Source organism: Streptomyces umbrinus (assembly GCF_030817415.1).
Taxonomy (GTDB): domain Bacteria; phylum Actinomycetota; class Actinomycetes; order Streptomycetales; family Streptomycetaceae; genus Streptomyces; species Streptomyces umbrinus_A.
This window is the reverse complement of sequence record NZ_JAUSZI010000002.1, coordinates 3,129,303-3,144,789: the sequence shown is the minus strand read 5'-3', so window position 1 is coordinate 3,144,789 and position 15,487 is coordinate 3,129,303. Positions and strand designations below refer to the sequence as shown.

Below are 15,487 nucleotides of genomic sequence, written 5' to 3'. Positions count from 1 at the left end.
TACGACTGAAGCACGGCTGAGGCTGCGGGGCCTGGTGGGACGTGCGACCCGCGGTAACCGAATGTGCAAGTGCCGCTTGTCAGTTGTGCAGGAACCGTGAAAAACTCTGGTCCCGTCGCAGACGTCCTCCTCAACTCCCGTAATACCCAGGTGAGTTGACCCCGCTTGTGGATGCAGGTGAAGTCCCCACCCATGCCAGACCTGCCGACCCCTCAGGACGCCGCCGAGGCCACTCTGTTCTCGGAGTGCTGGGACGCGGTCCTTTCGTACGCCGATCTCTGTACTGGCGCTTCCACCCATGCCCGCCAACTGGCCTCCGAGGCGTTCTCGCTCGGCATACGCGAAGCGCGTGCCGCGGAGAACGAGTCAGGCGGCAGGAGCTTCGGGCGCCGGGCCCGCACACCCCGGCTGCCCCGAATACCGCTGCTCCTGACCGCCGTACGCCAGACGACCGCCATCTGGGAAGCGAGGGGACAGGGCGACCGCCTCGACCCCGAACTTCGCCTGTGGCTCAACTCCGAGAAGGCCGCCCGCTTTTCGGGACCGCCCCTGCACCGGCCGCTCGCCCTGCGCGGGCTGCGGGACATGCAGGAACCGGATGCCGCGCTGCTGTGGCTGGCGGAGGTCGAGGCGCTGCCGGCCACCTCCGTGGCCCGCCGGCTGGGCCTCGACCCGGAGGGCGCGGCCGAGGAACTGCACCAGGTGCGCGGGGTGTTCCGCGACCGCTGCCACCGCAACCACCTCGACACACCGCTCTCCGAGGAGTGCCGCAGCTACGCCCGGCTCCTCGACGCGGTCACCCGCTCACCCGCCGCCGAGGTACCGGACGACCTGTCGTGGCACCTCGCGCGCTGCGTCGAGTGTGCGGAGGCCGCCGCCTGTCTGCGGCTCGCCGGCGGAGGACTGCCCGCCGCGCTCGCGAGCGGGGTCATCGGCTGGGGCGGACTCGCCTACCTCGAACGACGCCGCAGGGCCGTCGAGTCGGGGCTCAGCCGAGGCGCGGCCGACGACGACCCGGATGCCCCGGACGCCGACGCGGCCGAAGGACGCCGCGCCCGGATAGGCCGGGTCGGACTGATCGCCGCCGCCGTCGGCGTCTCTCTCCTGGCACTGGCGGTCACGCTGGCGCCGTTCGGCGAGGACGAGGGTTCAGGCTCCCTGGAAGGGACGGCGGGCCGGGAGCCGGTGGGCCGGCAGGTCCCCTCGCTCGACCCCGCACCATCGAGCACGGGGAACGGCTCGACCTCTTCCTCCACGACCTCCCCGCAGGCGTCCGAGTCGAACACCGAGAAGACCGACGGGAACGCCGGTACGGGCTCCGCGTCGGAGAAGGAGCCCCAGGGCGACTCCACATCCTCGGCGGAGGAGGACGGAGCCGACCCGAACCCCAGCGAACCCGCCGTCTGCCACGCCCGCTACGAACTGGTCAACGAGTGGCCCGACGGCTTCCAGGCCACCGTCACCGTCAAGTCCGACTACGCCCTCAACAACTGGCGCGTCAGCTGGACCTTCCCCGACGGCCAGAAGGTGACCCAGATGTGGGACGGCAACTTCGACCAGGACGGCTCCAGGGTCACCGCGAGCGCCGCCGACTACAACAAGTCGGTAGCCGCGGGCGGATCGTTCGCCGTCGGCTTCCTCGGCTCCTGGAAGCCGGGCAACGGCAACGCGGAGCCGGACGAGTTCATGCTGAACGGCCGCAGCTGCACACACAGCTGAGCGCGGGCAATAAATCGATTGGCTCGGGCGGAGGAGCGGGCTAGGGTCGGACTGTTCTCGTGGTGGGTCTCCACCACGAACATCATGCTGGTGTGATCAAGGAGGTGTGACCGATGACTGTCGTCGAGCTGGGCGCTGCCCGCATCCGGAAGTTCATCGAATCCACCTCTGTGGTCACCGGCTGACAACCTCACTTCTCCGCGCCCGAGCGCGCGCGGCCGGGGCCACCCTTCGAAGGGTCACCCCTTGTCTTCCTCTTCTTCACTGGCTTCTTCCGCTCACCCGCTCGCCCCCTACGGCTGGGACGACGAGTGGGCTGCCGAATTCGCCCCCCACCTTGAACGGGGGCTAATCCCGGGCAGAGTCGTACGGGTCGATCGCGGCCGGTGCGACGTGATCACCCCCGACGGGCTGGTCCGGGTCGACACCGAATTCGTGACACCGCACGACCCACTGCGCGTCATCTGCACCGGCGACTGGGCCGTCGTCGACGCAGGCGGGGACCCCCGCTACGTACAGCAGTACCTCCCACGCCGCACCGCCTTCGTCCGGTCGACCTCCTCCAAGCGCTCGGAAGGCCAGATCCTCGCCGCCAACGTCGACTTCGCGATCATCGCGGTCTCCCTGGCAGTGGAACTGGACCTCGGCCGGATCGAACGTTTCCTGGCGCTGGCCTGGGAATCCGGCGCACAGCCCCTGGTCGTACTCACCAAGGCGGACCTGGTACCGGACGCGGTGGGCCTGGCCTACCTCGTCCAGGACGTCGAGACGACGGCACCGGGCGTACAGGTACTGGCCGTCAGCTCCACGGACGGAGACGGCCTAGACGTCCTGGGCGCCGTCGTTTCCGGCGGAACGTCCGTGCTCCTCGGGCAGTCGGGCGCCGGAAAGTCGACGCTCGCGAACGCGCTCCTCGGCGAGGACGTGATGACCGTCCAGGCGGCACGTGACGTGGATGGCAAGGGCCGCCACACGACCACGACCCGAAACCTGCTCGTCCTCCCCGGCGGGGGCGTACTGATCGACACACCGGGGCTGCGCGGGGTCGGACTCTTCGACGCCGAGACCGGCGTCGGCCAGGTGTTCTCCGAGATCGAGGAGCTCGCCGCCTCCTGCCGATTCCAGGACTGCGCGCACGAGGCCGAGCCCGGCTGCGCGGTGCTCGCTGCCGCGGACTCCGGGGTCTTGCCCGAGCGGCGGCTGGAGAGCTACCGGAAGCTGCTTCGCGAGAACCAGCGGATCGTGGCCAAGACGGATGCGCGGGTCCGAGCGGAGCTTCGGAAGGAGTGGAAGCGGCGGGGCGCGGAGGGGCGGGCTGCGATGGAGGTGAAGCGGGGGGTTCGGGGGCGCTGATTTTCGTCTGCGGGCGCGTGGGGGCTGGTCGCGCAGTTCCTCGCGCCCCTGAATGTGGGGGCTGAGGCCGGCGTGGTTCTGCGGGCCGTCCGTGGCTGGTCGCGCAGTTCCTCGCGCCCTTGGCCAATTTCCACCGGGCCGCAGACGCCGACGCAACCCGGGGCGGGGGCGTGCCGGTATGTCAACGTTCGCGACATACAGCTCCCGCTGGAAACGGTCACCAATGAAACTCAGGGCCGTATGCCCAGCAGTCGCGAACGTGACATACCGGTACGCCCCCGCCCCACCCACCGACGGCGAGCGTCACGTCCGATTTCCGCCAGTCGACCGCGTGGCGGTGGCGCAGACTGGAGGGGTGATTGACGAAGAGACCAGGTACGGAGCCGTGCGGAGCCGGGACGCCCGGTTCGACGGGGAGTTCTTCTTCGCGGTGGAGACGACGGGGATCTACTGCCGGCCGAGCTGCCCCGCGGTGACGCCGAAGCGCGAGAACGTCCGGTTCTACGCGACGGCCGCCGCCGCGCAGAGTTCCGGGTTCCGAGCATGCCGGCGGTGCCGCCCGGACGCCGTGCCGGGTTCCGCCGAGTGGAACGTACGCGCGGACGTCGTAGGACGCGCGATGCGGATGATCGGCGACGGCGTCGTGGACCGCGAGGGAGTCGCCGGGCTCGCCGCGCGGCTCGGCTACAGCGCCCGCCAGGTACAGCGCCAGCTCACCGCAGAGGTGGGCGCAGGCCCGGTGGCCCTGGCCCGGGCCCAGCGGGCCCACACCGCGAGGGTGCTGCTCCAGACAACAGAGCTGCCGATCACAGAGATCGCGTTCGCGGCCGGGTTCGCGAGCGTGAGGCAGTTCAACGACACGATCCGGACGGGGTACGCCTCGACCCCGACCGAGCTGCGCGCAGCCGCACCCCGCCGCGGCGCCGCCTCGCGTCGCGCGGCCACTCCGTCGGCGGGGATCCCGTTGCGCCTGGCGTACCGCGGCCCGTACCAGGCCGCTGAGGTCTTCGATCTGCTGGCCGCAGAGGCTGTCGCCGGTGTTGAAGAAGTGACCGGTGGCGCGGGATTCCGTACCTACCGCCGGACCCTGCGGCTGCCGTACGGCACAGGCATCGTGGCTGTCGGCGAACGCCCGTCCGGAGCCTCCGCCCACGCAGGCGGCTGGCTGGACGCCAGGCTGCACCTCACCGACCTGCGCGATCTGACCACCGCAGTGCAGCGCCTGCGGCGGCTCCTCGACCTGGATTCCGATCCGTACGCGGTGGACGAACGCCTGGGAGCCGACGAGCGACTCGCGCCGCTGGTGGCGGCCAGACCCGGACTGCGTTCACCAGGGGCCGCCGACCCGGAGGAGCTGGCTGTGCGCGCGCTGGTCGGCCGGGACGAGGCCGAGCGCCTCGTGCGGGAGTACGGGAAGAGCCTCGACGCGCCCTGCGGAACGCTCACACATGTCTTCCCCGAGCCGGCCGCACTCGCGGAGACGGGCGGCACGCTCGGCGCCCTCGCCACAGCGCTCGCCGACGGCAGCCTGAGGCTCGACCCGGGTGCCGACCGCGAGGAGGCGCAGGCCACGCTGCTCGCCCTGCCCGGCATGGATCCACGGACCGTGGCAGTCATCCGCACCCGGGCCCTGGGCGACCCCGACGCGGCACCACCGGACGAGGACGTCCCCGACGCCTGGCGCCCCTGGCGCTCCTACGCCCTGCACCATCTGAGGGCGGCCGGCCAGACCCCACCCACCGCGAGCGAGCTGGAAGAGCACCGATCATGACGAACATCCCATACGCCCAGCTCGACAGCCCCGTAGGCCAACTCCTGCTCACAGCAGACGAGTCCGGGTCCCTGACGTCCCTCTCGGTCCCAGGACAGAAGGGCGGACGCACAGTCCAGCCGGACTGGCACCCCGCGCCCGAGCTCTTCCGGGACGCCCGAGAACAGCTCGCGGCCTACTTCGCCGGTGAACTCAAGGAGTTCGAGCTGGAGTTGAAGGCGAGCGGTACCGCGTTCCGCGAGCAGGTCTGGGACGCCCTCGACTCCGTCCCCTACGGGGCGACCACCACGTACGGAGAGATCGCCGCACGGATCGGCGCGTCGCGCGCCGCAGTGCGGGCCGTAGGCGGAGCGATCGGTGCCAACCCGCTGCTGATCGTCCGCCCGTGCCATCGAGTGATCGGCGCAGACGGATCGCTCACGGGCTACGCGGGCGGCCTGGAACGAAAGCTGCAGCTGCTGAGGCTGGAAGGACAATAGAGGCCCGCCCAGCCCTCAGCCTCAGCCCTCCTCCAACCCCCAACTGTGGATCCGCCGAGGGTGAATCCGGATCAGCTCCTCACTGAAGTGCGGGCCCAACTCATGCGGCCCCGTGAGGAGTTCGGCCTCGCCCCGGATGTCCACGCCGCGCACCTTCCAGGGGCGGAGGCTGACGATGTCGTCGACGACGAGGGCGACCTTGGGGTTCTTCTGGAGGTTGCGCCACTTCTTGGTGGTGCCCATGGCGTATCCGCCGACGAGGATCGTGCCGTCGTCCTGCGGAAAGAAGCCCACAGGGTTGGCCTGCGGCTGCCCATGCTGATCGACGGTGGCCAGCCGGCCCAGCCGCTGGGACTTTAGGTACACCCGTTCGGCTTCACTGAATGCGGTCATAGCTGCAGCCAAACACGGATTTCACGCCCCGCGCATCGGATCCTGGCCCTAGGTCCGGAGACCCGCACCTGTGGCCGGGCTCCGTCGGCGGAAGGCAGTGACGCATGGTCAGACAGACGCTGGTTGCCGTGGCCGGAGCGCTGACGCTCACGCTGATGGGTACGGGGGTCGCCCACGGAGGCCGGGAGCCCCTCGCGCGGACGGCCCCCGCGCACTGGACGGGCACTTGGGAAGGCTCGGCCTCCGGTACCGCACCAGCCCTTCCCGGGGCCTCGATCCGCAACATCGTCCACACAAGCATCGGCGGCACGGCAGTCCGCGTACGGATCTCGAACCGCCTCGGCACTCTCCCGCTGACACTCGGCGGAGCCACCCTCGCCCGGCAGGCGCGCAACGCCCCCAAGAGCCCGGACGCCCTCCCCGGCACGATGCGCACACTCACGTTCGGCGGCCGGAAGAAGGTCACCGTGCCGGTGGGCAGGGACGCGGTGAGCGACGCCGTGACGCTCACTGTCCCGGCAGCCACGAACCTCCTAGTCACCCTCCACACGCCCGGAGAGCCGGGCCCGGCCACCTACCACCGAGACGCCCTGCAGACGAACTTCATCGCCCCGAAAGGCAATCGCGTCGCCAACACGAGAGGTACGGCGTTCACGGCAACGACACGCTCCTGGTACTACGTGACAGGAGTCGACGTACGGCGCCCGGAGCCCGCAGGGAGCGTGGTCGCGCTGGGCGACTCCCTCACCGACGGCTCCGGCTCGACACCGAGTGCCAACAGACGCTGGCCCGACCGCCTCGCCGAGCGCATCCGCGCTCTGCCCGCGCGCCGGCAACAGGGCGTCCTGAACGCGGGAGTAGCCGGAAACCGCCTGCTGCTCGAAGGCCGGGGCCCCAGCGCCCTGGCCCGGTTCGACGCCGACGTCCTCTCCCGTACCGGCGTGCGCACGCTGATCGTGATGGAGGGCATCAACGACATCAAGAGCGCGCCGAACCAGACCGACCCGGCCGCCCTCGGCGCCGCGTACCGAGAGATCGTGCGGCGCGCCCACGCCCGCGGCATCCGGGTCGTGGGGGCCACGCTCACCCCGTTCGGCGGCTACGGCGGATACACGGACAAGCGTGAGCGCGTACGGCAGGAGGTCAACCGGCTCATCCGTACCGGGGGACTGTTCGACGCGGTCGCGGACTTCGACGCCGTGGTCCGCGACCCGTCCAGGCCGTCCCGCATGCTGGCCGCCTACGACCCCGGCGACCACCTCCACTTCAACGACGCGGGCATGCGGGCGCTCGCCGACAGCATCGACCTGAAGGCATTGGCGGGATAGCTCAGGGAGCGGAGGCCGGCAGCCCCCACCGCGGGGCTTCCTCGTTCGGCTCGACGGGGACGACGCGGAGATCCGGCCGGTCGCCCTTGGCGGTGATGAGCGCCGACTCGCCCTTGCGCAGGGCGACTTGGATCGCCCCGCCACCCACATCAGTGAACCGCAGGGACCGTCCACGCCCGTCCCGCACCTCGATCGCGCCGGCGATCCCATGCCGTACGACGCAGGGGGCGCCCGCCTCGCTGACCAGCCGCACCCAGCGGGTCCTCCCGCCCCTCCGCACCGCGCTGAGCAGGAAGGCCCCCTGGGTGCGGAAGTCGTGCACCGTCAGGTCGGCCCAGGCGGCGGGCAGGGCGGGGAAGACGCGGATGACGTCGCCCCAGGACTGGCAGATCATGTCGTGGACCGACTGGGCGGCGGAGAGTGGGGTCTCGATGACCGGGCCCGACTCCTTGTACATGGTGTTGGGCTGGATGAAGCGGGTCATGAGCTGGCCCAGGTACGACAGCGCGTCCTCGCCCTTGCCGAGCAGAGCCGACATCGAGGCCGCGCCCGTGAACGTGTAGCCCTGGAGGGCGCCCTCGAAGCCGACCCAGTGGGCCAACGACTTCTCGATCAGGGTCTTTTCGTCCGGGGTGTCGCCCGTCAGCTCGTACAGCGGGTAGACGGCCAGGAGGTGGGAGTAGTGGCGGTGCGACTTCGCGAAGGGGATGTCCGCACCGATCATGAAACCGTTCGCGTCGGTCGGATAGGCGACCCGCTTGGCCAGGACCTCGCGCCAGCGGGGCGCCAACTTGTCGTCGATGCCGAGGAGTTCGGCGGAATCGAGGAGGGTGCGGCAGCCCCAGGTGAGCAGCATCAGGTCGTAGTTGCAGTCCCGGGAGTTGCCGCCGTACTCGGGTGAGAAGGTCGCCGGGAGGTGCAACCTGCCGTCCGCGCCCGGCTCCAGGAAGTGCAGGTAGTAGTTGACCGCCTTGCGCAGGAGCGGGAACAGGACGTCCCGGAGGATCGACTTGTCCATGGTGTGGCGGTAGCTGAGCCAGACATTGTGCAGGGCCCAGGTGAGGTTGCCGACCTCGGGAGTCGGCGGGTCCTGGCCGGGGATGCCTACGCCGTAGCCGAGTACGGGGTCCGTCGCGCCGCCGTTGACCAGCGAGGCGTCGGTGGTGCGCGGAATGCCCAGCGAGTCGGACCGGTAGGCGGGCGCCATCTCGGCCTTGAGGTGGTCGCGGAACTCGCTCAACGACCGGGTCACGGCGTCGAGTTCGAGGTGGTTGGAGCCGTGGATCAGCCAGTACTCCAACTGCACGTTCAGGTTCCACCAGGTCGCGGGCCAGGGTGTGGGCTCCAGCCAGGGGCCGCTCGTGGCCATGGCGGGAGCGTCACGACGGGCAGCGGACGCCGTCTTGTAGAGCTGGATCCAGTAGAAGCGCTGGATGCGCGCGTCCGGGAGGGAGAGGAAGCTCTTGCGGTAGAAGGCGTGCCACCAGGCGCGATGTGTCAAGGCCAGTGCTTCGTACGGCAGGAGGGCGGTAGCGCGGACAGTGGCCAGAGCCTGCCGCAGTGCCGTCGACTTGGGGTAGGAGTGCGCGACGTTGACGTACAGGGTCCGCCGGGAGCCCAGCGTCCGCTCCCGCCATGCGGTGACGTGCTGGCCGCCGGAGAGGAGCGGCTGGACGGCCGCGGACACGCCGTCGTGCTGCTCGATCCCGGCGGGCGGGTTGCCCGTGTATCCCGGCGGGACCGGTTTGAAGGCGGCACGGGGGCTGATCGCGTCCGCCGGGTGGAACACCCACCGGAAGTCGCGCTCGCCCTTGCTCGGTGTCACCTCGACGGCGAGGACGGAGCGGGTGGTGTGGATCAGGGCGCGGATCGTGAGGGTGCCGCGGTCCGTGGTGAGCGTGCCGGTCAACTCGGCGTCGCGCAGCCCGAGTCGCCAGTCGAGGCCGGTGATCGCGCCCACCGGCTCCAGAGTGAAGTGACCGATGGGCAACCGCGCGAGCCCGAAGAGGGAGCCGAACTGCGGGCGGTGGTCCTGCACTTCGGAGTGCTGGATGTTGAAGCGGACGGCCTCGGTCTCCCGGCCCGGTTCGGCGTAGATCCCGGAACCCAGGAAGCCGTTGCCCAGGTACGGGCCCTCGTACCAGGTCTTCGGCATCCGTTCCCAGACCAGGTCGGCGTCGTCGAGGACGGTTCGCCATGGGTCGGAGGAGGTGGAGGGGGCGTACGAGGCGTCGGGGGCGCTTCCATGGTCGGCCGCGCTCGCCTGTGCCGGGAGGCCGGTGGCGAGAAGTGTCCCGCCGAGGGCGGATCCGGTGGCGAGCACGGTTCGTCTGGACGGGCTGGGCATTGCGCCTCCTGGCGGCTCGTTCCACTGCATGCGTTCCGGTGCGTGCGCACCGGGGATTCATCGGAGCTATCCCAAGGCGCAACGTAGAGAAGGTGCAGGATGCCGTCAATATGAAAGGAGAGATCCGATGTGTGGAGCGTGCGGGTGGAGGAGTGTGCGGCACGGGATCACGATCCCCAGACCACAGCTCCCAGCCACGCCCCCGCGATCAGCAGGCAGGCGAACAGCTCCACCAGCACGCTGGTCCCGCCCGCCCGCATCACCGAGCGGACCGATGCCTTCGCCTCCCCGTGGCCGCCGAGCCGCAGCCGTTCGGCGAGATAGGCGCCGCCGAGATAGCCGGGTATCGCGCCCAGTACGGGCAGCAGGAAGAAGCCGAGCAGGGCCCCGACGCCCGCGTACGCCGCCATGCGCGGGGTGGCGCCGCTCGCGCGCAGCCGGCGCGGCGGCAGCTGCCAGCGGATCACCTGGGCCAGGAACAGGACGGCCGTGGCGCCCACGAGCACGGCCCACGAGAGCGCCTGCGGATCCTCGAACGCCCACCACAGGACCGCGGCCCACACCAGCCACGACCCCGGCGCGCCGGGTACCAGCACTCCGCTCAGGCCGAGCAGCAGCACAACCCCGACCAGCAGGAGTTCCCACGCTCCCATCTGTCCAGAGTGCGGGAGAGCGGGCGAAACCGCAGGTCAGTCCTGTCGCTCCCGGGCCACCCAGCCCTTCTCGTACGTGTGCCAGCCCAGCTGGAGCCTGGTCGTCACGCCCGTCAGCTCCATCAGCCGCTTCACCCGGCGCTGCACGGTACGCAGGCCGAGGTCGAGCTGCTTGGCGACGCTCGCGTCGGTCAGTCCGGCGAGGAGCAGGGAGAGGATCTCCAGGTCGGTGCCGTCCGGCCCGTCCCGCTCCTCCTCCGTGACCGCGTCGGGCGCGCCCAGACGCAGCGGCAGCGCGTCCCGCCACACCGCCTCGAACAGGCCCGACAGCGATTCCAGCAGCCCGCTCGCGTGGACGACGAGGGCCGCGGGCTCCAGGGTCCGCGAGGTCAGCGGCACCATGGCGAGGGCCCGATCGGCGATCACCAGCTTGGTCGGTACCGTTTCCACGACCCGTACCTGCTCGTCGCGGCCGAGTGCGGCGGACAGCTCGGCGATGCCGTTCGGCAGGTGCAGCACCGACCGCTCGACGACCACGCGGTAGCGGACACCGCGGTCGGCTGCCTGCTCCTCCGCGTCGTTGTCGGTGCCGGAGACGACGACCGGGTTCCCGGTGACCAGGGCGCACACCTCCTCGCTCGCGCCGAGCTGGAGCTGCAGGAACCGCTGGGCGACCGCGGCCGCGCCGGTCACCACCTCGACCAGGTCGTGCGCGGCGGGCTCGACGGCCCGTGCGCGGTACTCCTCGGCGAGCAGCGCGGCCGCCAGTTCCGCCTGGTCCAGCTCGTGGCGCCGCTGGGTGAGCAGCGCGCCGATCGCGACACCGGGTGGCGCCGCGACCCAACGGCCCGGCCGGGCCGAGGACTGGGCGGCGAGACCGTGCCGCTCCAGCCGGCGCAGCGCGCGCTCGGTGTCGTGCTCGCCGAGCGTGAGCCGCCTCGCCAGATCGGGCACGTCGGCGGCGCCCACGGACACCAGTGCCCGGTAGGCCGACTCGTGTGTCTCGTCCAGCCCTATCGCTGCCAGACCTGTCGCTCCCAGCATGCGGCGACGCCCCTCCCCGAAGACCCGGCCGTGGCGGAAAACGGCCACGGCGTAAAACCGCCTCGGCACATCATCGCCGTACCCTGCGTCTCTCTGCCAAGGTGGCGCCACCGCAGCATGACGCGCGGGCCGTGGCGAGGACCCGCCACGGACCCGAGAGGCCGAGGACGCGGTGGGTGGGCGGGGCGGCGAACGGGCCGTGACCGCCGGGCACAGCTGTCCCTCAGGGAGGCGCGTCACACTCAGGGCCGAACCGGGTGACTCCCAGGAGAACTTGGGAACCCGGCCGTTCAGACGGTGACCCGGGCGTACGGCGTGTGCCGGGGCCCGCGGTCACACCGGCGCCGCCGGGCGGTTCTCCCGTGGGGGGTGGGATCGCCCGGCGGTTTCGTATCGCCGTTCGACGCCCAACCCCGTGGCCGGTTTTTCCGGATGCACCGTTTTCATCAGGCCTCCGCGGTGGACAATTAGGGGCATGAGCCAGCAGGGGGAGAAGCCCACCGGTCAAGAGGACGACTGGTGGGGGCAGCTGTACGACGACTCCACGGGGGACACGGGGCCCGCGGCCGCGGCCGACTCCCTCGACGACCGCTTCGCCTCGGCGTCGGACACCGTGGGCGCCCCGGACGACGCGCCCCCGCCCACGCCGTTCACGGGCGCCGGAATCCCGCCACCCCGCACCCGAACACCGGCCGAACGCCGCCGCCGTCCAGGCAGCGGCTCGGAACCGCCCGAGCCGGTGAGCGACGCCCCCGCTGACCCGGGACCCACGCCCGACGGCCACGCGGTCACCGGCTTCGGCACGGGCTGGCCGGTGGCCGGCTGGGGCCCGAGCGAACGCCAACCGGAAGCTACGGGCGGTCCGGCTCCTGCGGGGCCTGCGTCTGGCGGGCCCGGGGTCGGCGGGCTTCCGCCCGGCGGCTCTGTGCCGGGAAGGCCCGCACCAGGCGGGCCCGTGCCCAATGGCTCCTCAGCCGCTGGACCTGCGGGCGATGGGCCGCCTGCCGCCGGGCCCACCGCCGGGCCCATGGCCGGAGGTGCGCCTCGCGGACCGTGGGCAGGTGCTCCGCGCGGGCCCGCGCCCGGTGGCGAACCGGAGACCGGCGGAGAGGCACCCCGGCCCGGTGGGCCGGAGAGTGACCCGCTGCGGCGCAGCGGGCTTCGGCGGCAGCGGGCGCCCTGGGAGGCCCCGCTCGCCGAACCTCCGAGCCCGAGCTCCTTCCCACTGGGCTCCCAGCCGCCTGTATTCGAGCCGCTGCCTCAGCTACCGCCTCCCGAGCCTGAGGGCCCCCAGTCGCCTGTATTCCAGCCGCAGTCCCCCCAGCCGCCGGGGCCCGACGCGGCAGCGCCCCGCAGGGGTACGTCCACGGAGGCGCCCGGGGCAGGGACGCCCGCGTCACGGACACCCTCGGACGCGTCGTCGCCGCCCTCCGACGCATCACCGCCGCCCACCGGCGCCTCCCCGTACGCCCCGCCCGCCACCCTCGTCGACGCTCCGTCGGGCACCCCCTCCGACCAGGCACCCGCGGAGACGCCCGTACAAGCCCCCGACCTCCCCACCCCCGTCGACTACGTGGGCTCCGGACCGCCCACCTACGACGCCGAACCGACCGCTCTGCCTCCCGCCGACGCGGACGACCTCGACGATCTCGTGGCGGACACCGTGCTGGACGGGGCGGCGTACGGGACGTCCACGCTGCGGGCCGTGTCCGTGCGCGGGGACTCGGCGCGCTACCGGGGCGAACCGCGCCGGGACTCCCTGCTCACCGCCCGGTTCGGCGTCGGGGACGGCGCCCTCGTGCTGGTCGCGATGGCGACCGGGGCCCGCGCCACCCCCGGCGCGCACCGGGCCGCCGCCGAGGCGTGCCAGTGGATCGGGCGGGCCGTCGGCCGCAGCCACGCACGCCTGGCCGAGGACATCCGGGCCGCCCGCCGAGGCGACCTCAAGTCGGGACTGCACCGGCTCACCGACCGCAGCCTCGGCAAACTGCGGGCCAGCGCCGCCGAGCAGGGCATCGAACCGGAGGAGTACACCGCGAGCCTGCGCTGCCTGCTCCTCCCCGCCGACCCCGAGTGCCGCACGCGCGTCTTCTTCGGCGTCGGGGCGGGCGGCCTCTTCCGGCTGCGCGACGGCGAGTGGCAGGACATCGAGCCGCACGTCGCCGACACAAGGGGCGAGGCCGTCGTCGGCTTCGGATCGCTCCCGCACGAGACTCCCGACGGCGACCGGCTCACCATGGACCTCGGCATCACCACGCCCCCGAGCCCGTACGAACCCGCCCCCGAACCGCCGCCCCGCGACCCGTTCCGTTTCCGTGCCTCCGTCGCCCGCCCGGGCGACACGCTCCTGCTGTGCACCAGCGGTCTCGCCGAACCCCTGCGCGGCGAACCCGCCCTGGTCGAGCACCTCACCTCCCGCTGGTCGGACGGTGATCCGCCCGGCCTCGCGGCGTTCCTCGCGGACACCCTGGTACGGGTCAAGGGATACGCCGACGACCGGACAGCCGCGGCCGTTTGGGAGGCGTAACCGCGCCCGCTGTGAATTCATGGGACATGAAAGGGCACCTGTGACAGCGAAAGACAGCTGAAGACAGCTAGCTGAAGACAGCTAAGGGGCGCGTGACTCATGGCCAAGCAGAACGTCGCCGAGCAGTTCGTCGACATCCTCGTCCGCGCTGGCGTGAAACGCCTGTACGGAGTCGTGGGTGACAGCCTCAACCCGGTGGTCGACGCCATTCGGCGCAACTCGGCCATCGACTGGATCCACGTCCGCCACGAGGAGACGGCCGCCTTCGCGGCGGGCGCGGAGGCCCAGATCACGGGCCGGCTCGCCGCCTGCGCCGGCTCCTGCGGCCCGGGCAACCTCCACCTCATCAACGGCCTCTACGACGCCCACCGCTCCATGGCCCCGGTCCTCGCCCTCGCCTCGCACATCCCCTCCAGCGAGATCGGCCTCGGGTACTTCCAGGAGACCCATCCCGACCAGCTGTTCCGCGAGTGCAGCCAATACAGCGAGATGATCTCCAACCCGAAGCAGATGCCCCGGCTGCTCCAGACCGCCATCCAGCACGCGGTCGGACAGAGCGGCGTGAGTGTCGTGACGCTGCCGGGCGACATCGCGGACCAGCCCGCCCCCGACAAGCCCGTGGAGACCGCCCTCGTCACCTCACGCCCCAGCGTCCGCCCCGGCGACACCGAGATCGACAAGCTCGCCGCGATGATCGACGAGGCCGACAAGGTCACCCTGTTCTGCGGCAGCGGTACCGCGGGCGCGCACGCCGAGGTCATGCAGTTCGCCGAGAAGATCAAGTCCCCGGTGGGGCACGCCCTGCGCGGGAAGGAATGGATCCAGTACGACAACCCGTACGACGTCGGAATGAGCGGACTCCTCGGGTACGGCGCCGCCTACGAGGCCACCCACGAGTGCGACCTGCTGATCCTGCTGGGCACCGACTTCCCGTACAACGCCTTCCTGCCCGACGACGTCAAGATCGCCCAGATCGACGTACGGCCCGAACGCCTGGGCCGACGCTCGAAGTTGGACCTCGCGGTGTGGGGCGACGTGAAGGAGACCCTGCGCTGTCTCACCCCGAAGGTGAGCCCCAAGAGCAACCGCCGCTTCCTCGACAAGATGCTGAAGAAGCACGCCGACGCGCTCGAAGGCGTGGTGAAGGCGTACACGCGCAAGGTCGAGAAGCACGTTCCGGTCCACCCCGAGTACGTGGCCTCCGTGCTCGACGAACTCGCCGACGAGGACGCCGTGTTCACGGTCGACACCGGCATGTGCAACGTATGGGCGGCCCGCTACATCACTCCCAACGGCCGCCGCCGCATCATCGGGTCCTTCTCGCACGGCTCGATGGCGAACGCGCTGCCGCAGGCCATCGGCGCGCAGTTCACCGACCGGGAGCGCCAGGTCGTCTCGATGTCCGGCGACGGCGGATTCTCCATGCTGATGGGCGACTTCCTCACCCTCGTCCAGTACGACCTGCCGGTGAAGGTCGTCCTCTTCAACAACTCCTCCCTGGGCATGGTCGAGTTGGAGATGCTCGTCGCCGGACTTCCGTCGTACGGGACCTCCAACAAGAACCCCGACTTCGCCGCCGTCGCCCGCGCCTGCGGCGCCTATGGCGTGCGCGTCGAGAAGCCCAAGCAGCTTGCGGGCGCGCTGAAGGACGCCTTCAGGCACAAGGGCCCGGCGCTCGTCGACATCGTCACCGACCCCAACGCCCTGTCGATCCCGCCGAAGATCAGCGCGGAGATGGTGACCGGGTTCGCGCTGTCGGCGTCGAAGATGGTGCTGGACGGGGGAGTCGGCCGGATGGTGCAGATGGCCCGCTCCAACTTGCGCAACGTGCCGCGGCCGTAGGCAGCCGCCTACGGCCGACGCTTCAGGACGC

11 protein-coding genes are annotated in these 15,487 nt (G+C 71.3%); 7 read left to right on the top strand and 4 right to left on the bottom strand.

Annotated features, from left to right (window positions below):
* Window positions 1-192 precede the first annotated feature (192 nt).
* The 4 genes from QF035_RS13865 to QF035_RS13850 all read left to right on the top strand — a co-directional run bounded on the left by QF035_RS13865 (window position 193) and on the right by QF035_RS13850 (window position 5,322).
* Window positions 193-1,719: a cellulose-binding domain-containing protein gene (locus tag QF035_RS13865; RefSeq protein ID WP_307520561.1), complete on the top strand. Its 1,527-nt coding sequence runs from the start codon at window positions 193-195 to the stop codon at window positions 1,717-1,719.
* A 246-nt stretch (window positions 1,720-1,965) separates the two neighbouring features.
* Window positions 1,966-3,072, top strand: coding sequence for a ribosome small subunit-dependent GTPase A (gene rsgA / locus QF035_RS13860; protein ID WP_307520560.1), 1,107 nt, complete (start codon window positions 1,966-1,968; stop codon window positions 3,070-3,072).
* 358 nt (window positions 3,073-3,430) lie between these two features.
* Complete coding sequence (locus tag QF035_RS13855) at window positions 3,431-4,843, top strand: DNA-3-methyladenine glycosylase 2 family protein (protein ID WP_307531100.1); 1,413 nt, start codon at window positions 3,431-3,433, stop codon at window positions 4,841-4,843.
* On the top strand, window positions 4,840-5,322 hold the full coding sequence (locus QF035_RS13850) for a methylated-DNA--[protein]-cysteine S-methyltransferase (protein WP_307520559.1): 483 nt from the start codon (window positions 4,840-4,842) through the stop codon (window positions 5,320-5,322). Before QF035_RS13855 ends, QF035_RS13850 begins: the two co-directional genes overlap by 4 nt.
* A gap of 21 nt (window positions 5,323-5,343) precedes the next feature.
* Here the strand turns inward: QF035_RS13850 and QF035_RS13845 are convergent, their stop codons facing one another.
* Complete coding sequence (locus QF035_RS13845) at window positions 5,344-5,715, bottom strand: PPOX class F420-dependent oxidoreductase (RefSeq protein ID WP_266753744.1); 372 nt, start codon at window positions 5,713-5,715, stop codon at window positions 5,344-5,346.
* 104 nt (window positions 5,716-5,819) lie between these two features.
* Between QF035_RS13845 and QF035_RS13840 the strand changes: the two genes are divergently transcribed.
* Window positions 5,820-7,043 carry an SGNH/GDSL hydrolase family protein gene (locus tag QF035_RS13840; protein ID WP_307520556.1) on the top strand — a complete coding sequence of 408 codons (1,224 nt, stop codon included), beginning with the start codon at window positions 5,820-5,822 and terminating at the stop codon, window positions 7,041-7,043.
* A 1-nt stretch (window position 7,044) separates the two neighbouring features.
* Here QF035_RS13840 and QF035_RS13835 read toward each other — a convergent pair whose 3' ends face one another.
* The 3 genes from QF035_RS13835 to QF035_RS13825 form a co-directional block, all read right to left on the bottom strand.
* Complete coding sequence (locus QF035_RS13835) at window positions 7,045-9,390, bottom strand: glycosyl hydrolase family 95 catalytic domain-containing protein (RefSeq protein WP_307520555.1); 2,346 nt, start codon at window positions 9,388-9,390, stop codon at window positions 7,045-7,047.
* A gap of 167 nt (window positions 9,391-9,557) precedes the next feature.
* Window positions 9,558-10,043 (bottom strand): DUF456 domain-containing protein, encoded by a 486-nt coding sequence (locus tag QF035_RS13830; protein WP_307520552.1) that lies wholly within the window; start codon window positions 10,041-10,043, stop codon window positions 9,558-9,560.
* 36 nt (window positions 10,044-10,079) lie between these two features.
* Entirely contained in the window at window positions 10,080-11,087 is a 1,008-nt protein-coding gene (locus QF035_RS13825; RefSeq protein ID WP_307520551.1) for a helix-turn-helix transcriptional regulator, read from the bottom strand.
* 475 nt (window positions 11,088-11,562) lie between these two features.
* Here QF035_RS13825 and QF035_RS13820 point away from each other — a divergent pair, with 475 nt between their 5' ends.
* Together QF035_RS13820 and QF035_RS13815 are read left to right on the top strand one after the other, a co-directional pair.
* Window positions 11,563-13,614, top strand: a complete 2,052-nt coding sequence (locus tag QF035_RS13820; RefSeq protein WP_307520550.1) for a protein phosphatase 2C domain-containing protein — start codon at window positions 11,563-11,565, stop codon at window positions 13,612-13,614.
* A gap of 99 nt (window positions 13,615-13,713) precedes the next feature.
* Window positions 13,714-15,456, top strand: coding sequence for a pyruvate dehydrogenase (locus QF035_RS13815; protein ID WP_307520548.1), 1,743 nt, complete (start codon window positions 13,714-13,716; stop codon window positions 15,454-15,456).
* The last annotated feature ends 31 nt before the right edge of the window (window positions 15,457-15,487 follow it).